This window comes from Streptomyces sp. WAC04114, assembly GCF_019733245.1.
In the GTDB taxonomy this organism is placed as follows: Bacteria; Actinomycetota; Actinomycetes; order Streptomycetales; family Streptomycetaceae; genus Streptomyces; species Streptomyces massasporeus_A.
Genome location: NZ_JAIGQA010000005.1, coordinates 80,795 through 100,640 on the forward strand (window position 1 = coordinate 80,795; position 19,846 = coordinate 100,640).

Genomic DNA, 19,846 nt, shown 5'->3' on the forward strand with positions numbered 1-19,846 from the left:
CGCAGCCGGCCGCCGCCCCACATGGAACCGCAGCCGGGCCTACTCAAGACACGCAGGAGCAAGTGGTGATCGAAGAGACCCTCCTCGAGGCCGAGGAGAAGATGGAGAAGGCCGTCGTGGTCGCCAAGGAGGACTTCGCCGCGATCCGCACCGGCCGTGCGCACCCGGCGATGTTCAACAAGATCGTGGCCGACTACTACGGCGCGCCGACGCCGATCAACCAGCTGGCCTCGTTCTCCGTGCCCGAGCCGCGTATGGCCGTGGTGACCCCCTTCGACAAGAGCGCGCTGCGCAACATCGAGCAGGCGATCCGCGACTCCGACCTGGGCGTCAACCCGAGCAACGACGGCAACATCATCCGGGTGGTGTTCCCCGAGCTGACCGAGGAGCGCCGCCGCGAGTACATCAAGGTCGCCAAGGGCAAGGGCGAGGACGCGAAGATCTCGATCCGCTCCGTGCGCCGCAAGGCCAAGGAAGCCATCGACAAGCTGATCAAGGACGGCGAGGTCGGCGAGGACGAGGGCCGCCGTGCGGAGAAGGAGCTCGACGACACCACCGCGAAGTACGTCGCGCAGGTGGACGAGCTCCTGAAGCACAAGGAAGCGGAGCTGCTCGAGGTCTGATGAACGACTCTTCCTGGGGGGCGCCGCCACAGGCCGGGTACTGGGGGCCCAACGACCAAGGGCATGGTCACGGGCACGTCCGGGGTCCGGGCCACGGGCACGTCCAAGGGGCCGCTCCGGCGGGTCCCGCATACGATGCGTATGAAGCGCCTCAGACTCGCCCCATGCCCATCGTGCCCGACGTGACCGAATTCGGCGGAAACCAGGATGACGACCGGGGGGCTGCTCGGCTGAGCGGCGCCCCGGTCCGAAACGACACGAATCCGGAGCTCATGCCCGACGCCTCGCAGCCGGCGCCCAAGCCGCCGAAGAAGAGCGCGGGCCGCGACCTGAGCGCCGCGATAGGGGTCGGTGTCGGGCTCGGTGCGGTGATCGTCGCGTCGCTGTTCGTCGTCAAGGCCGTCTTCGTCGGTGTCGTGGCCGTGGCCGTCGTGGTGGGCCTGTGGGAGCTGACCAAGCGGCTGGAGGAGCGCAAGGGTATCCGGGCGCCCCTCGTGCCGCTCGCGCTCGGCGGTGCCGCGATGGTCGTCGCCGGGTACGTCCGGGGCGCCGAGGGCGCGTGGGTGGCGATGGCGCTCACGGCACTGGCCGTCCTGGTCTGGCGCATGACCGAACCGCCCGAGGGCTACCTGAGGGACGTCACCGCGGGCGTCTTCGCGGCGTTCTACGTGCCGTTCCTGGCGACCTTCGTCGCGATGATGCTGACCGCGGACGACGGGCCGCAGCGGGTCCTCACCTTCCTGCTGCTCACGGTCGTCAGCGACACCGGTGCCTACGCCGTCGGCTGGCGGTTCGGCCGGCACAAGCTCGCGCCGCGCATCAGCCCCGGCAAGACCCGCGAGGGCCTGCTCGGCGCGGTCTCCTTCGCCATGGTCGCGGGGGCGCTGTGCATGCAGTTCCTCATCGACGACGGGGCCTGGTGGCAGGGTCTGGTGCTGGGCCTCGCGGTCGCGGTCACCGCCACGCTGGGCGACCTCGGCGAGTCCATGATCAAGCGGGACCTCGGCATCAAGGACATGGGCACGTTGCTGCCGGGCCACGGCGGCATCATGGACCGGCTCGACTCGCTGCTGCCCACGGCTCCGGTGGTGTGGCTGCTGCTCGTGCTGTTCGTGGGATCCGGCTGATCCGACCGGCCTTGCCGGAGAGCCCCTGCCCGACCGGGCAGGGGCTCTCCGACGTTTCGGGGAGACCATGGAGGTACGAAGTGGGACGATTCAGATGTACCTCCCAAAGGAGGCCATCATGGCCATCATCCGAGAGAGCATCGATGTCGACCGCCGCCCCGAGGAGGTCTACCAGTACGTCATGGATGCCGGGCACATGCCGGAGTGGCAGCTGAGCGCCGTGTCGGCGGAGCGTCTCGACGAGGGACCCGTCGGCATCGGCTCGAAGGTCCGGGTGACCCGGCACGTAGGACGGCGCGTCATGCCGATGACCATGGAGGTCACCGAGTACGACCCGCCGCACAGCTGGGGCATGCGCGGTGTCGACGGCCCCGTTCGGGCGCAGGTGCACGGCGAGGTCGAGCCCTACGACGAGGGCCGCCGCTCCCATGTCACGATCGACATCGACTTCGAGGGCCACGGCATGGGCAAGGTCCTGGTCCCGCTCGTCGTACGCCCCCAGGTCCGCAAGGAACTCCCGCGCAACGAGCAGCTCCTCAAGGACCGGCTGGAGCACACGGGCGAGTAGAACGTCACGCTCCCCGACGGCGCAGTCCGCGTGCCTCACCGCCGCCGGGGGAACCTCCAGCCGTTCTGCCGCAGCTTGAACAGCACGAACACCCCGCAGAGCGCCCATACACCCAGGAAGGCCCACTTGAACCACGGCGGGCCCTGCCACTTCCCTGCGAGCTCCACCGATGCCGCGTAGAAGGAGGTCATTTCTCGCGCGTGCCCGGTGCTCTGGCGGGAACACGTGGTTCCGCTCCCGTCGACGCCGGTCTGGCGGTTGTCCAGGCCGGTGGTCGTGGTGACGTCACGCAGGGGCGCCGAGCGGGGGGTGCTCGAGTACGCGGGGCTTGTACTCGACCAGCTGGATGCGGCCGTCGAAGGTGCGGTGCTCGATCATCTCGAGGGCGACGTCCGGATAGCCGTCGTAGATGCGTTCCTCGCCCGTGGCCCCGGTGATCACCGGGAACATAACGACCCGGAAGCGGTCGACGAGGCCCGCTCGTAGCAGGGACCGGCTCAGGCTGAGGCTGCCGATCGTGCTGAGGAGCCCCGAGCCCTTCGACTTCATGGCGCGGACCGCCTCGACGGCGTCGTCGCGGACGAGTGTGGAGTTGGCCCACGTCAGTGGCTCCTCGAGTGAGGAGGAGAACACCACCTTGGACGCTTGCGTGAGCTCGTCGACGGACGCTTCCTCCTCGGGCCTGAACTCGTCCTGGCCACTCGGTACCTCGCCGGCGGCGAAGCCCGACATCAGGCGGTAGGTGTTCGCTCCCATCAGGTAGGTGACCTCGGGCTGCTCGCCCAGCCATGCGAGGTACTCCGGCCCCTCGAGGCCCCAGAAGCCGGGCCATCCCTCTCCCGACGCGTAACCGTCGAGGGAGGTGATGAAGTCGACGAGAAGCTCCGACATGGCGATGTCCTTTCCTCGGTGTCACGAGCTTGGACCGGCCCGGAGCCACAAACTCATCGCCGCGCTGTGCGATCCAGGCAGCGTACGGACCTGCGGGTGCAGGCAGGGATCAGCGTTGTGACAGGCGGCGAACGTAGCGTGCGGCTACAGCGATCCCTATCCCCAACCCCACCCGTGTAGCTGCTCTCGCAGGAACCAAACGCTGTGTCGGTTCGGGTGACTGCTCTTCTTGCTCGTGAAGGCGGAGGTCGGGCTCCGGCACATGCTGGTCGGGGGCGACCGATCAAGCTTCCTTCGTCGATTGGCCAGCAGGGGGAACAGGCTGTCGATGGCGATGAACAGACCAGCGCCCGCGACACCGAGACGAAGTCCGGTCAAGAAGGTCCGATGCTCGGAGTTGCTTACTTCGTCGACGCTGCGAAGTCGCACGTTTCCATAGTTGGAGTCTTTCCAGATCCACCAGTTGTCGGTGAACCGGGCCGGCGAGGATGGCGCCTCTTCTATTGCGTCCCAGTGAACGCAATATTTTTATCCCATGATGAGAGAGTCCAGCCTTGCCCGCGGCTTTCGTTGTCGAACTCGGGGCCGTTCACCACCACGTAGATGTTCGCATCCGATGCGCCGGTGGTGACCTGAGTTGGATCGATGCCATCAGGTTCGCAACTCGAATGGAGCGAATCGACGCAGAGGTGATCGAGTCGTTGTCAGCGGTCAGCAACGTGACGATGATGAAACGCGCCCGCATGATTGACCCTATCGTCAGGCCTGTGTCGAGTGAGTGCCCTCAAGTTCCGAATGGCCATCTTGGCTCGCATTTTGATGCGGGATCCGGTGGGCGCGCCGTCGGATTGCTTCACTGTCTACCCACCCCATTGGCCTGTGCGGACAAATGATTTTCCCTTGGTGGGTGTCTCCTGTCAGGCAAATGCGGATATCTCTGACCTGGTTCCTCGCCAACGGGTGATCGGGCCGGGCCGTCCCGGGGTCGTCCGGAGTCGCTCGGCCGTGACCGGTGACGACCGCCGTCGACACCCGGCGAGCGGCAGCCGCAGGTCACCCGATTGGATCTGCGACACTGGTACGGCCATGCCTAAGCCCGGAGAACTCACTTTCGTAGCCCCCCGCGGAGCCAAGAAGCCGCCGCGGCATCTTGCCGATCTCACTCCTGCCGAGCGCAAGGAGGCCGTCGCGGCTGTCGGGGAGAAGCCGTTTCGTGCCAAGCAGCTCTCGCAGCACTACTTCGCGCGGTACGCGCATGATCCGGAGCAGTGGACGGACATTCCGGCCGGTGCCCGGGGGAAGCTGCGGGAGGCGTTGCTGCCCGAGCTGATGACCGTCGTGCGGCATCTGTCGACCGACCAGGGCACCACCCGCAAGACCCTGTGGCGGCTGTTCGACGGGACGCTCGTCGAGTCCGTGCTGATGCGCTACCCGGACCGGGTGACCATGTGCATCAGCTCGCAGGCCGGATGCGGGATGAACTGCCCGTTCTGTGCGACCGGGCAGGCGGGACTGGACCGGAACCTGTCCACCGCCGAGATCGTGCACCAGATCGTGGACGGCATGCGGGCGCTGCGGGACGGGGAAGTGCCCGGAGGCCCGGCGCGGCTCAGCAACATCGTCTTCATGGGCATGGGCGAGCCGCTCGCCAACTACAACCGGGTCGCCGGCGCCATCCGGCGGCTCACCGACCCCGAGCCCGACGGTGTGGGCCTCTCCCAGCGCGGCATCACCGTCTCGACGGTCGGGCTCGTCCCGGCCATCCACCGGTTCTCCGACGAGGGCTTCAAGTGCCGCCTCGCCATCTCGCTGCACGCCCCCGACGACGAGCTGCGCGACACCCTCGTGCCGGTGAACACGCGCTGGAAGGTCCGCGAGGTGCTGGACGCCGGCTTCGAGTACAGCGCCAAGTCGGGGCGGCGGCTGTCCATCGAGTACGCGCTGATCCGGGACATCAACGACCAGGCCTGGCGTGGTGACCGGCTCGGCCGGATGCTCAAGGGCAGGCCCGTGCACGTCAACCTCATCCCGCTGAACCCGACGCCCGGGTCGAAGTGGACCGCCTCCCGGCCCGAGGACGAGAAGGCGTTCGTGGAGGCCATCGCCGCCCATGGTGTGCCGGTGACGATCCGGGACACCCGTGGTCAGGAGATCGACGGGGCGTGTGGTCAGCTCGCGGCCACCGAACGGTAGTCTGACTGTCGTAAGCACATCTGCATATGCGACACCTGCACCATCCACACCTGCATATTCCGACAGGGGAGCGCCACAGCGCTGAGAGTGCGGCACACGGCCGCAGACCCTCCGAACCTGGCCCAGGTCATTCTGGGTAGGGAGATCGGTCACCACTCGAGCTGTTGCGCCCTGCCCGGGACCACGGAAGTCCCGGGCAGGGCCGCGTCTTCTCCTGGTCACTCCAGGAGGAATCCAGTGAGCAACAACAAGAAGCGGCTGACAGCCGTCGTCGTCGGGCTCGGCATGGCCGGCGCGCTCGCCGCGTGCGGATCGTCCGACGGCGGTCAGGGGTCCGGTGACTCCAAGACCGTGACGCTCGTCAGCCACGACTCGTGGGCCGTTTCCAAGGACGTCATCGCGGCCTTCGAGAAGCAGTCCGGCTACAAGGTCGACGTCCTGAAGGACGGCGACGCCGGGCAGGCCGTGAACAAGGCCATCCTGACCAAGGACAACCCGCAGGGCGACGTCTTCTACGGCGTCGACAACACGCTGCTCTCGCGGGCACTCGACAACGGGCTGTTCCAGTCGTACGAGCCGAAGGGCTCCGACACGATCAAGCCCGAGTACCGCGTCGACCAGGACAAGCACCGGGTCACGCCCATCGACACCGGCGACATCTGCGTCAACTACGACAAGAAGTACTTCGCCGACCACGAGCTCGAGCCGCCGAAGAGCCTCGACGACCTGGTCGAGCCCCAGTACAAGAACCTGCTCGTGACCGAGAACGCCTCCGCCTCCTCGCCCGGCCTCGGCTTCCTGCTCGGCACCGCCGCGAAGTACGGGGACGACGGCTGGGAGGGCTACTGGAAGAAGCTCAAGGCCAATGGCGTGAAGGTCGTCGACGGCTGGGAGCAGGCCTACAACGAGGAGTTCTCCGGCTCCAGCAGCGGCAAGAAGGCCAAGGGCGACCGGCCGCTCGTCGTGTCGTACGCCTCCTCGCCGCCCGCCGAGGTGCTGTACACCAAGCCGAAGCCCACCACCGCCCCGACCGGCGTCGCCGAGGACACCTGCTTCCGGCAGGTCGAGTACGCGGGGCTGCTCGCCAACGCCGAGAACACCAAGGGCGGGAAGGCCCTCCTCGACTTCCTCGTCAGCAAGAGGTTCCAGGAGGACATGCCGCTCAACATGTTCGTGTACCCGGTGACCGAGGGCGCCCAGGTGCCGCCGGAGTTCGTGAAGTACGGCCCGCAGGCGAAGGACCCGGAGACCATGGACCCGGCGAAGATCGCCGAACACCGTGACCAGTGGGTCAAGTCGTGGACCTCACTCGTACTGAAGTAGCCGCCCGGCGGCGGGGCACGACGGCGCGGTTCGGCCTGCTGGCCGCGCCCGTCGTGTTCTTCGCGGTCTTCTTCGCCTACCCCGTCGCCGCGATCGTCGCGCGCGGCCTGAAGGCCGACGGCACCTGGCACCTCGCTCGGATCGGGGAAGTGCTCGCCCAGTCCGACGTCCGGCACGTCCTGTGGTTCACCACCTGGCAGGCGCTGGTCTCCACCGCCCTCACGCTGCTGGTCGCGCTCCCCGGCGCCTACGTCTTCGCACGCTTCGACTTCCCGGGCAAGCAGGTCCTGCGGGCGGTCGTCACCGTCCCGTTCGTGCTGCCGACGGTCGTCGTCGGTACGGCGTTCCTCGCGCTGGTCGGCCGGGGCGGGCTGCTCGACGAGCTGTGGGGCCTACGCCTGGACACCACGGTGTGGGCGATCCTGCTCGCGCACGTCTTCTTCAACTACGCGGTCGTCGTGCGGACCGTCGGCGGGCTCTGGGCGCAGCTCGACCCGCGGCAGGAGGAGGCCGCGCGGATGCTCGGGGCCTCCCAGATGCGGGCCTGGCGGCAGGTCACCCTGCCCGCCCTCGCCCCGGCCGTGGCCGCCGCCGCGCTGATGGTCTTCCTGTTCACCTTCACCAGCTTCGGTGTCGTGCAGATCCTCGGAGGGCCCACCTTCTCCACCCTGGAGGTGGAGATCTACCGGCAGACCTCGGAGATCTTCGACCTGTCGACCGCGGCCGTGCTGACGCTGATCCAGTTCGTCGCGGTGGGCGCGATCCTCGCCGTGCACGCCTGGACCGTGCGGCGGCGGGAGACCGCGCTGCGGCTCGTGGACGCGTCCGTGACCTCGCGCCGACCGCGCGGAGCGGGGCAGTGGGCGCTGCTGGGCGGGGTGCTGGTCACCGTCGGCGTGCTCCTGGTGCTGCCCCTCGCCGTGCTGGTGCAGCGGTCCCTGGACGCGCCGGGCTTCGGCTACTACCGGGCGTTGACCAGCGAGGACGGGGGAGTGTTCCTGGTTCCGCCGATCGAGGCGATCGGCAACTCCCTGTCGTACGCCGTCGCCGCCACGCTCATCGCCGTGCTGATCGGCGGGCTCGCCGCGGCCGCGCTCACCCGCCGGGACGCCGGGCGGTTCGTGCGCGGCTTCGACGCGCTGCTGATGCTGCCGCTCGGGGTGTCCGCGGTGACCGTAGGCTTCGGGTTCCTGATCTCCCTCGACGAGCCGCCGCTGGACCTCAGGTCCTCGTGGATCCTGGTGCCGCTCGCGCAGGCGCTGGTCGGAGTGCCGTTCGTCGTACGGACCATGCTGCCCGTGCTGCGGGCCGTGGACGTGCGGCTGAGGGAGGCGGCCTCGGTGCTCGGGGCCTCGCCCTGGCGGGTGTGGCGGGAGGTGGACCTGCCGCTGGTGCGGCGGGCGCTGCTGATCGCCGCCGGGTTCGCCTTCGCCGTGTCCCTCGGGGAGTTCGGGGCGACGGTGTTCATCGCACGGCCCGACCGACCGACGCTGCCGGTGGCCGTGGCCCGGCTGCTCGGGCGGCCCGGGGACCTTAACTACGGCCAGGCGATGGCCCTTTCGACGATTCTGATGGTGGTGTGCGCCGTGGCCCTGCTGGTGCTGGAGAGGCTCCGCACGGACCGGACGGGGGAGTTCTGATGCTGCTGGCCCTGCGGGACGCGACGGTCCGCTTCGGCGGCCGGGCCGTGCTGGACGCCGTCGATCTGGAGGTCGCCGAGCACGAGATCGTGTGTGTGCTCGGACCCAGCGGCAGCGGCAAGTCGACCCTGCTCCGGGCGGTGGCCGGACTGCAACCCCTCGACTCCGGCCGGGTGTTGCTCGACGGGCACGACCAGGCGGGTCTGCCGGCGCACCGGCGCGGAGTCGGCCTGATGTTCCAGGACCACCAGCTGTTCCCGCAGCGGGACGTGGGCGGCAACGTGGCCTTCGGACTGCGGATGCACGGCGAGCCCAAGCGGCGACAGGCCGAGCGGGTGCAGGAGTTGCTGGACCTCGTGGGGCTGCCGGGCGCGGGCCGCCGGGCCGTCGCCGCGCTGTCCGGCGGAGAGCAGCAGCGGGTGGCACTGGCCCGGGCCCTCGCCCCGAGCCCCCGGCTGCTGATGCTGGACGAGCCGCTCGGACAGCTCGACCGGTCGCTGCGGGAGCGTCTCGTCGTTGAACTGAAGGAACTGTTCGGCCGGTTGGGCACCACCGTGCTCGCCGTGACCCACGACCAGGGGGAGGCCTTCGCGCTGGCCGACCGGGTCGTGGTGATGCGGGACGGGCGGATCGCCCAGTCCGGTACGCCCCTGGAGGTGTGGCAGCGGCCCGCCGACGCGTTCGTCGCCCGCTTCCTCGGCTTCGAGAACGTCGTCGAGGCGACGGTGGGGACCGAGGCCGCGGACACGCCGTGGGGCAAGGTGCCGGTGCCGGAGGACACCCCGCAGGGCACCCGGACCCTGCTGGTGCGGCCCGCCGGGGTGCGCCTGGTGCCCGCCGACGCGGGGCTGCGCTGTACCGTGGCCGCGCGCACCTTCCGGGGCACCCATGTCGCCGTGCACCTCCAGCCCCCGGACGCCCCGCGCCTGGAGGCGGCGTGCGCGCTGCGGGACGCGCCGGAGACCGGGGACGAGGTCGGCGTGGAGTTCGACGCGGCCGAAATCGTGGTGCTCGGCTGATCCTCCGCCGCCTACTGTGCCGGGCATGACGCCGCTACTCGCACACGACCGCTACTGCGACGAAATCGCTCACCAGGTGGACCTGTTGAGGTCCGTGGTGACCTCCGGGGCCGATCTGTCCGGCACCGTGCCGACCTGCCCGGACTGGTCGCTGGAGGACCTCGTACGGCACATGGGCGGCGCCCTGCGCTGGGTGGAGTTCATCGTGCGGACCCGGGCCGACGAGGAGGTGCCCGAGGAGCGGGTACCGGGTCTCGCCGGGCCCGGGCCCCGGGGGGACGCCGACGTCCTGGACGCCTGGCTGGCGGAGAGCGGCGAACAGGTCGTCGCCGCCCTGCGGGAGGCCGGGCCGGACACGAAGGTGTGGAGCTGGGCGGGGATCCTCACCGCAGGGTTCTGGGCCCGCCGGATGACGCACGAGATCACCGTGCACCGCGCGGACGCAACGCTCGCGGCCGGGCTGCCCTACGAGGTGGCGCCCGAGGTGGCCGCCGACGCGATCGACGAGTGGCTGCAGATCGTGGAGTACGTGCAGCGGACGGTGCCGCACGACGCGGCGAAGGAACTGCGCGGCTCCGGCCGCAGCATCCACCTGCACGCCACCGACACCGGGCCGGAGGTGAACGCCGAGTGGCTCGTCGAACTCACCGAGGACGGTGTCGCCTGGAGCCGGGGCCATCGGAAGGCGACCGTGGCCCTGCGCGGGCCGCTCACCTCCGTCCTGCTGGCGTTCTACCGCCGACTGCCGCTGGACGCGCCGGAGCTGGAGGTGCTGGGCGAGCGGGAGCTGCTGGAGTTCTGGCTGGAGCGGGCGACGTTCGGGTGAAAGGGGCCGCGTCCCCCTGACACGGGACGTGGCCCGCCCCTCGGTACGGGACGTGGGCCCCCGGTACGGGACGTGGCCCGCCCCCCTGATGGGGGACGGGCCACGGCACGGTGTGCGCGGGTGTCAGCTGTCGCCGTTGGTGCCGCGACGGCGCATGCCGAAGAACACCGCGCCGCCACCGACGACGACCAGGGCCGCCGCGATGCCGGCGATGAGGCCGGTGCTGGAGTTGGCACCGGTCTCGGCGAGGTTGGAGTCACCGGCCGGGGCGGGCACGTTGCCCGCCGGCGAGGTGCTCTGGCTCTCCGACGGCTCCGGAGCGGGGGTCTCGGTCTCCTCCGCCGGCTTGGAGGGAGAGGCCGACGGGGTCGGGGTCGCCGGGGGAGTCGAAGCCGGGGGAGTCGAAGCCGGGGGCTCCTCCTCCTTCTTGCAGGCGGTGGCCGGGGTGACGAGGTTGGGCTTGATGTCCTCGTCCACGTAGCGGGCGGCCTTGACGTGGATGCGGTACTCGGCGTTCGGCTTCCAGTCGTCGGCGAAGGTGATGGTGGTGCCTTCGCGCGAGCCCTTGACCACCTGTGTGCCGACCTTCCTCGCGTCGGCGCCGTTGTTCTGCAGGTACACGGAGACCGTGGCCGGGATGCCGGCGGGGTCGACGTCGGTGACGGTGATGACGCCCTTGTCGCCGTCGCACTTCGCCTCGGCGGAGAACTCGGTGATGTCGCAGGCGAGCGCGTTGCCCGCGGTGCCGAGCGCGAGCGCGGCCGAGGCGGAGAGGACACCGAGGACCCGCACGGCACGCGCGCGGTGGGATACGGACAGAACTGCCACGTTTGTCCTTTACAGGATTGCTAAAGCGGGGGGCTGAGGCAGTGCTGACTGGGCATCAGCACTACCGGGAGACTCACAGGTCTATAAGCGTCGCATAAGTAGTGTCAACGCATATGCAGGTCGCAAGCACTTGCTTTGCCTTCTTATTAACCGCCGAGACGTTTCAAGGCCTCCGGTGCCTCCTCGATCCGGTCGACCAGCGCGATCCGGGCCTCCATCGAGCGCCCTGCGGCCAGCGACCGGAGCAACGGCCACGCGGGCAACTTCTCCGTCCAGTGCACGCGGTTCACCAGCACCATCGGCGTCGGCTCGCCGCGCGACTCGTAGTAGTTGGGCGTCGCGTTGTCGAAGATCTCCTGCAGCGTCCCCGCGGCGCCCGGCAGGAACACCACACCCGCGTTGGACCGGGCCAGCAGGCCGTCCTCGCGGGTGGCGTTGGCGAAGTACTTGGCGATGTGGGAGGCGAAGGCGTTCGGCGGCTCGTGGCCGTAGAACCAGGTCGGGATGCCCACCGAGCGGCCGCCCTGGGGCCGGCGGGCGCGTATCTCGAAGGCGGCCGAGGCCCACTGGGTGATCGACGGGGTGAAGTGCGGTGCCTTGCCGAGGAGTTCGAGCGACTCGGTGAGCATCTCGTCGTCGAAGGGGGCGGCGTACGCGCCGAGGTTGGCCGCCTCCATGGCGCCCGGGCCGCCACCGGTGGCGATCGTGAAGCCGGCGCGGGCCAGCTCCCGGCCGAGCCGGGCCGCTCCCGCGTACTCCTCGGTTCCGCGAGCCATGGCGTGGCCGCCCATGACGCCCATGACCCGGGCCCCGGACAGGAGTTCGTCGAGCGCGTCCGAGACGGAGTCGTCGTGGACCGAGCGCAGCATGGACGCGTAGATGTCGCGGTCCGCCTTGGTGCGCTGGAACCAGGCGTAGGCGAGGGCGTCGGGTGTGGCCTCATAGCCGTCGGCCAGCGACGCGAAGAGTTCGTCCGGGGAGTAGACCAGACCGCGGTAGGGGTCGAACGGCAGGCTCGGGACCGGCGGGAAGACCAGGGCGCCATCGACCCGGACCTTCGCGTCCGCGTCCTCGCGCATCGCGCAGCCGAGGAAGACCGCGCCCGCGGTGTCCGTGGTGAGCAGCTCGCGCGTACGGTCCGTCAGGTCGACGGCCTGGACGCGGTATCCGGCGAGGGTGCCGCGCGCCGAGACGGTCGCGTCGAACTCCTCGAGGGTCTCTATCTCACGGTCGTCGTGGTGGGCCGCATGGGCGGGCATCGTCTGCACCCGCCCATGCTAGGTCGTGTCCCCACACCGTCAGCCCTGGACGGCCGCGGGGTCCATCCACACGACCTCGAAGGTGTGGCCGTCCACGTCGTCGAAGGCGCGGCCGTACATGAAGCCGTGGTCCTGGGTCTCGCCCGAGATGGAACCGCCCGCGGCGACCGCCTTCTCGACCAGTTCGTCGACCTTCTCGCGGCTCTCGGAGCTCAGCGCGATCAGCACCTCGCTGGTCTTCTTCGAGTCCGCGACCTCCTTCTTGGTGAACTGGAGGTACTTCTCCCTGGTGTGCACCATGACCACGATGGTCTCGCTGATCACCACCGAGGCGGTCGTGTCGTCGCTGAACTGCTCGTTGATCGTGAAGCCCAGCTCCGTGAAGAACTTCTTCGAGGCGCCGAGGTCGCCGGTGCACAGGTTCACGAAGATCATCTGCTGGTACATGCGAGGTCTCTCCCATCACGTCCGTGTCGTTACGCGGGATAGACCGGGGGTCGGTCCGGAACTCATCGCCGTACGGGGACTTTTCCCGTACGAGTTCTCAGCAGGGCGCGGGGCTCAGCGCGCCAGGGGCAGTGCCGCCAGTTCCGCGACCGTCAGGGTGAGCGGACCGAACAGGGCGAGCAGCGCGACGACACGTACAGCGGCGGCGCTGCGCAGCATCGTGGCGGGGGCGCCGAGGCGCAGCAGCGCGGCGGTGGTGGCGGCGCGGGCCTGCCGGGCCTCGACGGCCGCCGTGAGGAGCGTCGCCGTGGTGCAGCCGGTCACGAGGACCACGCCGAGGGTGGTGAGCGGGCCGAGCGAGAGCCCGTCCGGGGCATGCAGCAGCGCCATGGCCCACGCGGCGGACAGCACCGCGCAGACGACCCCGAGGGGGCGTCCGATGCGGACGGACTCCGCCATGAGGATGCGGCCGGCCAGGAGCCGCAGGGCACCGGGGCGGGCCGACTGGAGCAGCCGTCCGCACAGATGGGTCAGGCCGGGACCGGCCAGCGCCAGGCCGACGGCGGCGAGCGCCCAGCCCGCCATCACGCCCGGGGACGCACCGGAGAAGGAGAGGTCGGGCGGCGTCGGGGAGGTACGGCTCGTGTAGCTCTCCACGGCGAGGCCCGCGGCCAGCACGGTGATCCCCCAGGGGAGACCGGAGGGGGCGGCGATGGTGTCCGGCAGAGCCGCGTCAGGGGTCGTGGAGTCATCGGGGGCGTCGGACATCGCGTCGCCCGGGCCGGGGTGTCCGGCCAGGGCGCCGGCGGGGCTGATGGCTCCGGCCGCGTCCGGCGCCGCCGCGCGCGGGCTGAGCCACGGGCCGGGATCGCCGGCCGGGCCGCGCGCGCCCGCCGCGTCCGGGTGAGGGGATGCGGGCAGCCCGGCAGGGTCACCGGCGCCCGTCTCCGGGGCGCCCGGCTGGGCCGCGTCGTCGAGCATGTGGCCGGGCAGCTGAGCCGGCGGGTCCGCGACCGCGCTCACGGCGCCGCCGGGCCCCGTGACCGCCGCCGGCGCGGATCCGCCGGCCCGGGCCGCGGGCGGGCCGCTCGTCGTGGCGGTCTCGGCCCCACCCGCGGTGGCCTGGGCGCCCTTCGTGGGCCGGATGATCTGCCGGCCGAACCGGCCGTACGCCCCGGAGGTCTCGCGGGTGCTGGTGCGTCGGTACGTGCCGAAGCGGCCGTACGACCGGGCCGCCCCGGGCCCGGTGGCCCTCGCCTCGCGCGGGCGCAGGGCCAGGGCCACCGCCACCGACGCGCCGACGGGCACGAGTGCCAGCAGGGTCAGGGCGCCCGGCAGCGGCAGGGGGCGGTCCGCGGCGAGGGACTCGGCGGCGGCACCGTCGAAGGGCATGCCCGTCAGGTCGCCCCGCAGGTGCAGGAAGACGAGCAGGGCGAGCATCGCGCCCAGCGTGCAGGACAGGGCCGTTGTCGTCGCCGAGACGGCCATCATGCGCACCGGGCCGAGACCGATCGCCGAGAGGCCCGCGCGGGGCCTGGTGCCGGGGTCGGTACGGGCCACGGCGACCGCGAAGTAGATCGTGGCGGCCAGCGGGGCCGCGCACCAGGCCAGCCGCAGCAGGGCGGCGCCGGGGGAGCCGGGGTGGCCCAGCGCGTAGCCGAGGGCGGCGAGCAGCAGGAAGGCCGTGCCCGCCGAGGCCGCCGCGACCATCAGGCGGCGCAGCTGGACGGCGGGGTGGGCGCCGCGGGTCAGACGGAGAGCGAGCACGCGGCCCGGCCTTCCGGCTCGCGGGGCTCGGCGACCGGCGGCAGGTGCACCGTCTGCACGCGCCGCCCGTCCAGCAGCGACACCGTGCGGTCGGCGAGGGCCGCGGTCTCCGCGTCATGGGTGGCCAGGACGACGGTGATGCGGTGGGAGCGGGCCGCCGTGGTGAGGGTGCGCAGCACATGGGTGCGGTCGGCGCGGTGCAGGGGCGCCGTGGGCTCGTCGGCGAACAGCACCGACGGCGCGGGGGCGAGGGCGCGGGCGATGCAGACCCGCTGCCGCTCGGCCTGCACCAGCTGGTGCGGCCGTTTGCGGGCGCTGTCGCCGATGTCCAGGCGCTCCAGCCACTCCAGGGCGGCGGTCTTGGCGCGGCGCCGGCTGGTGCCGCGCAGCATCAGCGGCAGGGCGGTGTTCTCCCAGGCGTTGAGCTCCGGGACCAGGGAGGGGGCCGGATCGATCCAGCCGAAGCGGTCGCGGCGCAGCCGCTCGCGGGTGAGCGGGCCCATGGTGTGCACGGGCACGCTGTTGAACCAGACCTCGCCGCGCCGTACGGGCACCAGGCCGGACAGGCACCGCAGCAGGGTCGTCTTGCCGCTGCCGCGCGGGCCGCTCAGGGCGAGGATCTCGCCCTCGCGCACGCCGAGCGAGACGCCGCAGAGCGCGGGCGAGCCGTCGTCGTGCTGGAAGTGCAGGGCGCGTGCCCAGAGCACGTCGTTGTCCGGCGGGGCCTCCATGCGCGTACACCTCGGTTCAGATCCGTAGTTCCCGTGCCATCCCCCGTGCGGGGGAACGAAGGCAGGGCCGATCGGTCACTGGGCACGCTAGGCAGAAGGCGGCGGGACGCCGGACAGCACGCGGCCCCGGGCCGCCGTTTCTCACTCGAACGGGCGGCACCGGGGCCGGTGTTGATCATCCAGGAAGACGATCTGAGCGACGGGCGTCAGAGCTTCGTCCACGCCTCCGTCAGCGTGGCGCGCAGGATCTGCTCGATCTCGTCGAACGTCGACTGGTCGGAGATCAGCGGCGGGGCGAGCTGGACGACCGGGTCGCCGCGGTCGTCGGCCCGGCAGTACAGGCCGTTGTCGTACAGCGCCTTGGAGAGGAACCCGTACAGGACGCGCTCGGTCTCCTCGTCGTTGAAGGAATCCTTGGTGTTCTTGTCCTTCACCAGCTCGATGCCGTAGAAAAAGCCGTTGCCGCGGACGTCGCCGACGATCGGCAGGTCGTGGAGCTTCTCCAGGGTGGCGCGGAAGTTGCCCTCGTTGTCCAGGACGTGCTGGTTGAGGTTCTCGCGCTCGAACAGGTCGAGGTTGGCCAGGCCCACGGCCGCGGAGACCGGGTGGCCGCCGAAGGTGTAGCCGTGCAGGAAGGTGTTGTCGCCCTTGTAGAACGGCTCGGCCAGGCGGTCGGAGATGATGCACGCGCCGATCGGGGAGTAGCCCGAGGTCATGCCCTTGGCGCAGGTGATCATGTCCGGCACGTAGTCGAACTTGTCGCAGGCGAAGTACGTGCCCAGACGGCCGAAGGCACAGATGACCTCGTCCGAGACGAGCAGCACGTCGTACTGATCGCAGATCTCGCGGACCCGCTGGAAGTACCCGGGCGGGGGCGGGAAGCAGCCGCCCGCGTTCTGCACCGGCTCCAGGAAGACCGCGGCGACGGTGTCCGGGCCCTCGAAGAGGATCTGCTGCTCGATCTGGTCGGCGGCCCAGCGGCCGTAGGCCTCCGGGTCGTCGCCGTGGATCGGGGCGCGGTAGATGTTGGTGTTCGGCACCTTGTGCGCGCCCGGCACCAGCGGCTCGAAGGGAGCCTTCAAGGCCGGCAGACCGGTGATGGACAGGGCGCCCTGGGGGGTGCCGTGGTAGGCGACCGCGCGGGAGATGACCTTGTGCTTGGTGGGCTTGCCGGTCAGCTTGAAGTACTGCTTGGCCAGCTTCCAGGCGGTCTCGACCGCCTCACCGCCGCCGGTGGTGAAGAAGACCTTGTTGAGGTCGCCCGGCGCGTGCCCGGCGAGGCGCTCGGCCAGCTCGACGGCCTTGGGGTGGGCGTAGGACCACACCGGGAAGAACGCGAGCTCCTGGGCCTGCTTGAAGGCGGTCTCGGCGAGCTCGACCCGGCCGTGCCCGGCCTGCACCACGAAGAGGCCGGCGAGGCCGTCCAGGTAGCGCTTGCCCTTGTCGTCGTAGATGTACGTGCCCTCGCCCCGGACGATGGTGGGCACGGGGGCCTTCTCGTACGACGACATGCGCGTGAAGTGCATCCACAGGTGGTCGTACGCGGACTGGGAGAGGTCCTTGCTCACGGCTATCGGGTCCTCACGATTATCGGGTTCCCCACATGTAGGTCTGCTTCTTGAGCTTGAGGTAGACGAAGCTCTCGGTGGAGCGCACTCCGGGCACCGCCCGTATGCGTTTGTTGATGACCTCCAGAAGGTGGTCGTCGTCCTCGCAGACGATCTCCACCATCAGGTCGAAGGAGCCCGCGGTCATCACCACGTACTCGCATTCGGGCATCGCCGACAGCGCGTCCGCGACCGATTCCACGTCGCCCTCGACGTTGACGCCGACCATCGCCTGTCTGCGGAAGCCCACGGTGAGCGGGTCCGTGACGGCGACGATCTGCATCACGCCCTGATCGAGCAGCTTCTGGACGCGCTGGCGCACGGCCGCCTCCGACAGGCCCACGGCCTTGCCGATGGCGGCGTACGGCCGGCGGCCGTCCTCCTGGAGCTGCTCGATGATGGCGAGGGAGACGGCGTCCAGCTGGGCCGAGCTGCCGTTCCTGGACTCGCGGGAGGGCTCGCGGGACTCCCGCGAGCCCTTCTGGTCTGCGCTTCGACTGGCCACGAGGTCACTGTGCACGAGGTCTCGACACTTCCGCAAGCCTGGAGCGATGAAATCCGTTGTTTGAGTCCCCGACTCCTGCGGATTCCGCACGATCGAAGGGAGTGGGGGTGTTGAAAACGTGGGTCGGCCGACTAGGGTGGGTGTCTCAAGTACTGGACATCCGAACTGGAGGGCCGGCAGTGAGCACCGAGCTTCGTCGTCTGCGCAACTACATCGGCGGTGAGTTCCGGGACGCCGCCGACGGACGGACCACCGAGGTGGTCAATCCCGCGACGGGTGAGGCGTACGCGACCGCTCCGCTGTCCGGGCAGGCGGACGTGGACGCCGCTATGGCGGCGGCCGCCGAGGCCTTTCCCGGCTGGCGCGACACCACGCCCGCCGAGCGGCAGAAGGCCCTGCTGAAGATCGCGGACGCCTTCGAGGAGCGCGCCGAGGAGCTGATCGCGGCCGAGGTGGAGAACACGGGCAAGCCGACCGGGCTGACCCGCTCCGAGGAGATCCCGCCGATGGTCGACCAGATCCGCTTCTTCGCGGGCGCGGCGCGGATGCTGGAGGGCCGCTCGGCCGGTGAGTACATGGAGGGCCTGACCTCCATCGTGCGCCGGGAGCCGGTCGGCGTCTGCGCGCAGGTCGCGCCGTGGAACTACCCGATGATGATGGCCGTGTGGAAGTTCGCCCCGGCGATCGCGGCGGGCAACACCGTGGTGCTGAAGCCGTCCGACACCACCCCGGCCTCGACGGTCCTCATGGCCGAGATCATCGGCTCGATCGTCCCCAAGGGCGTCTTCAACGTCATCTGCGGCGACCGTGAGACCGGCCGCATGATGGTCGAGCACGACACCCCGGCGATGGCCTCCATCACCGGTTCCGTGCGCGCCGGCATCCAGGTCGCCGAGTCCGCCGCCAAGGACGTCAAGCGCGTCCACCTGGAGCTGGGCGGCAAGGCCCCGGTCGTGGTCTTCGAGGACACCGACATCGCCAAGGCCGTCGAGGACATCTCGGTCGCCGGCTACTTCAACGCCGGCCAGGACTGCACGGCCGCCACCCGCGTGCTCGTCCACGAGTCCATCCACGACGAGTTCGTCTCCGCGCTGGCCAAGACCGCCTCCGAGACGAAGACCGGGCAGCCGGACGACGAGGACGTGCTGTTCGGCCCGCTCAACAACCCCAACCAGCTCAAGCAGGTCGAGGGCTTCATCGAGCGGCTGCCCGCGCACGCGCGCGTGGAGGCCGGCGGCAAGCGGGTCGGCGACAAGGGCTACTTCTACGCCCCGACCGTCGTCTCGGGCCTGAAGCAGACCGACGAGATCATCCAGAACGAGGTCTTCGGCCCGGTCATCACCGTCCAGTCCTTCTCCGACGAGGAGCAGGCCGTGGAGTGGGCCAACGGCGTCGAGTACGCGCTGGCCTCCTCCGTGTGGACCAAGGACCACGGCCGCGCCATGCGGATGTCCAAGAAGCTCGACTTCGGCTGCGTGTGGATCAACACCCACATCCCGCTGGTCGCCGAGATGCCGCACGGCGGCTTCAAGAAGTCCGGCTACGGCAAGGACCTCTCCGGCTACGGCTTCGACGACTACACGCGCATCAAGCACGTGATGACGTCGCTGGACGCGTAAGCGCCCCGACCCGAGCGAGCGGCCCCGGACGGCAGGATCCGTCCGGGGCCGCCGTGCGCTCAGGTGTTGTTCGCGCTGGACGGGCCGAAGAACTCGATCTCCGCGATGGCGACCTGCTTCTTCGCCGAGGTGCCGTAGGCGGAATCGATGGTGAAGCGGACGGCGGTCACCTCGCCGACGCGGAAGGCGCGCCGCTGCGGGCCCGCCCCCTGGTCGAGGGTCAGGCCGCGGGATGTGGTCTTGCCGTCCTTTCCGGTGACGGTGACCGTGAGGCGGTGCGGCAGCGCCGACTTGGAGAGCTGATCGGCGCGTGTGGACGTGCCCGGCGTGATGATCAGGTCCAGCAGCCGGGTGGGCTCGTCGAAGCGCGCCTCTATGTACTGGCCCTGAGCCGACTCGGAGACGCCCGGGCCCCACCAGGTGTCGTTCAGCTTGTCGAAGACCAGGTCGGGCTTGTGGCCCGGGTAGGAGCGCGAGGCGCTGTAGCGGTCCGGGGAGACCGGGGCGCGCTTGGCGAAGTGGTCCCGGGTGGCCTGGATGCCCTGCGGGATGTTGACCACCAGCGCGATCAGCAGGGCCAGCACCAGCGCGATGCCCAGCCAGGACAGGACACGGTCGAAGGTGCGGCGCAGCCGGGGACGGTCGCCCGCCCAGGGCGTCTCCCGGCTGCCGAACGGGCCGAGCCGCCGCCACCAGGGCAGTGGGGCCGGGGCGGGTCCGTCACCGGCCATGGGCATCGCGCACCGGGCACAGAAGTGCCGCTCCGGGCGGTTGCGCGTGGCGCACCAGGGGCAGGCGGTGCCACCGTCGATCCCGTGCTCCTCGCCGGGGGCCCTGTCCCTTCTACCCATCTGACGCTGCCGACGATCTGCA

General features: G+C 70.3%; 19 protein-coding genes and 1 riboswitch. Of the genes, 9 read left to right on the forward strand and 10 right to left on the reverse strand.

Going from position 1 to position 19,846, the window contains the following annotated elements:
• Positions 1-65 precede the first annotated feature (65 nt).
• The 3 genes from frr (at position 66) to K4G64_RS03250 (ending at position 2,318) form a co-directional block, all read left to right on the forward strand.
• Positions 66-623: a ribosome recycling factor gene (gene frr, locus K4G64_RS03240; RefSeq protein ID WP_006136598.1), complete on the forward strand. Its 558-nt coding sequence runs from the start codon at positions 66-68 to the stop codon at positions 621-623.
• The gene (locus K4G64_RS03245; RefSeq protein WP_221754476.1) at positions 623-1,750 is read left to right on the forward strand and encodes a phosphatidate cytidylyltransferase; all 1,128 of its coding nucleotides are present in this window, start codon (positions 623-625) and stop codon (positions 1,748-1,750) included. Before frr ends, K4G64_RS03245 begins: the two co-directional genes overlap by 1 nt.
• Before the next feature lie 118 nt (positions 1,751-1,868).
• Positions 1,869-2,318: an SRPBCC family protein gene (locus K4G64_RS03250; protein WP_031103422.1), complete on the forward strand. Its 450-nt coding sequence runs from the start codon at positions 1,869-1,871 to the stop codon at positions 2,316-2,318.
• A 35-nt stretch (positions 2,319-2,353) separates the two neighbouring features.
• On the opposite strand, the gene K4G64_RS03255 is transcribed toward K4G64_RS03250, so the two are convergent.
• Positions 2,354-2,509 carry a hypothetical protein gene (locus tag K4G64_RS03255; protein WP_221754477.1) on the reverse strand — a complete coding sequence of 52 codons (156 nt, stop codon included), beginning with the start codon at positions 2,507-2,509 and terminating at the stop codon, positions 2,354-2,356.
• A 94-nt stretch (positions 2,510-2,603) separates the two neighbouring features.
• A complete protein-coding gene (locus K4G64_RS03260) occupies positions 2,604-3,209 on the reverse strand; it encodes a dihydrofolate reductase family protein (protein WP_221754478.1) in 606 nt (201 codons plus the stop codon).
• Between the two features lie 1,086 nt (positions 3,210-4,295).
• On the opposite strand from K4G64_RS03260, the gene rlmN reads away from it, so the two are divergent.
• The 5 genes from rlmN to K4G64_RS03285 all read left to right on the forward strand — a co-directional run bounded on the left by rlmN (position 4,296) and on the right by K4G64_RS03285 (position 10,210).
• Complete coding sequence (gene rlmN, locus K4G64_RS03265; RefSeq protein ID WP_142159051.1) at positions 4,296-5,402, forward strand: 23S rRNA (adenine(2503)-C(2))-methyltransferase RlmN; 1,107 nt, start codon at positions 4,296-4,298, stop codon at positions 5,400-5,402.
• Between the two features lie 54 nt (positions 5,403-5,456).
• Positions 5,457-5,563, forward strand: a riboswitch (TPP riboswitch).
• 124 nt (positions 5,564-5,687) lie between these two features.
• Positions 5,688-6,725: a thiamine ABC transporter substrate binding subunit gene (locus K4G64_RS03270; RefSeq protein WP_221754490.1), complete on the forward strand. Its 1,038-nt coding sequence runs from the start codon at positions 5,688-5,690 to the stop codon at positions 6,723-6,725.
• 38 nt (positions 6,726-6,763) lie between these two features.
• Positions 6,764-8,365, forward strand: coding sequence for an iron ABC transporter permease (locus tag K4G64_RS03275; RefSeq protein ID WP_221754491.1), 1,602 nt, complete (start codon positions 6,764-6,766; stop codon positions 8,363-8,365).
• The gene (locus K4G64_RS03280; RefSeq protein ID WP_221754479.1) at positions 8,365-9,384 is read left to right on the forward strand and encodes an ABC transporter ATP-binding protein; all 1,020 of its coding nucleotides are present in this window, start codon (positions 8,365-8,367) and stop codon (positions 9,382-9,384) included. Before K4G64_RS03275 ends, K4G64_RS03280 begins: the two co-directional genes overlap by 1 nt.
• Before the next feature lie 25 nt (positions 9,385-9,409).
• Positions 9,410-10,210 (forward strand): maleylpyruvate isomerase family mycothiol-dependent enzyme, encoded by an 801-nt coding sequence (locus K4G64_RS03285; protein WP_221754480.1) that lies wholly within the window; start codon positions 9,410-9,412, stop codon positions 10,208-10,210.
• A 123-nt stretch (positions 10,211-10,333) separates the two neighbouring features.
• On the opposite strand, the gene K4G64_RS03290 is transcribed toward K4G64_RS03285, so the two are convergent.
• From K4G64_RS03290 to K4G64_RS03320, 7 genes are all read right to left on the reverse strand, one after another.
• Entirely contained in the window at positions 10,334-11,038 is a 705-nt protein-coding gene (locus tag K4G64_RS03290) for an LAETG motif-containing sortase-dependent surface protein (protein WP_221754481.1), read from the reverse strand.
• A gap of 146 nt (positions 11,039-11,184) precedes the next feature.
• Complete coding sequence (locus K4G64_RS03295; RefSeq protein ID WP_221754482.1) at positions 11,185-12,306, reverse strand: LOG family protein; 1,122 nt, start codon at positions 12,304-12,306, stop codon at positions 11,185-11,187.
• Positions 12,307-12,336: 30 nt separating this feature from the next.
• A complete protein-coding gene (locus K4G64_RS03300; protein ID WP_221754483.1) occupies positions 12,337-12,744 on the reverse strand; it encodes a VOC family protein in 408 nt (135 codons plus the stop codon).
• Between the two features lie 114 nt (positions 12,745-12,858).
• Entirely contained in the window at positions 12,859-14,511 is a 1,653-nt protein-coding gene (locus K4G64_RS03305; RefSeq protein ID WP_221754484.1) for a hypothetical protein, read from the reverse strand.
• Positions 14,493-15,242 carry an ABC transporter ATP-binding protein gene (locus K4G64_RS03310; protein ID WP_221754485.1) on the reverse strand — a complete coding sequence of 250 codons (750 nt, stop codon included), beginning with the start codon at positions 15,240-15,242 and terminating at the stop codon, positions 14,493-14,495. Before K4G64_RS03310 ends, K4G64_RS03305 begins: the two co-directional genes overlap by 19 nt.
• A 206-nt stretch (positions 15,243-15,448) precedes the next feature.
• On the reverse strand, positions 15,449-16,810 hold the full coding sequence (locus tag K4G64_RS03315; protein WP_374206350.1) for an aspartate aminotransferase family protein: 1,362 nt from the start codon (positions 16,808-16,810) through the stop codon (positions 15,449-15,451).
• Positions 16,811-16,829: 19 nt separating this feature from the next.
• Positions 16,830-17,369, reverse strand: coding sequence for an Lrp/AsnC family transcriptional regulator (locus K4G64_RS03320; RefSeq protein WP_221754486.1), 540 nt, complete (start codon positions 17,367-17,369; stop codon positions 16,830-16,832).
• Between the two features lie 164 nt (positions 17,370-17,533).
• Between K4G64_RS03320 and K4G64_RS03325 the strand changes: the two genes are divergently transcribed.
• Positions 17,534-18,973: a gamma-aminobutyraldehyde dehydrogenase gene (locus tag K4G64_RS03325; RefSeq protein WP_221754487.1), complete on the forward strand. Its 1,440-nt coding sequence runs from the start codon at positions 17,534-17,536 to the stop codon at positions 18,971-18,973.
• A 59-nt stretch (positions 18,974-19,032) separates the two neighbouring features.
• On the opposite strand, the gene K4G64_RS03330 is transcribed toward K4G64_RS03325, so the two are convergent.
• Positions 19,033-19,846 (reverse strand): hypothetical protein (locus tag K4G64_RS03330; RefSeq protein WP_260459930.1); only part of this gene is annotated, 814 nt, incomplete at its 5' end.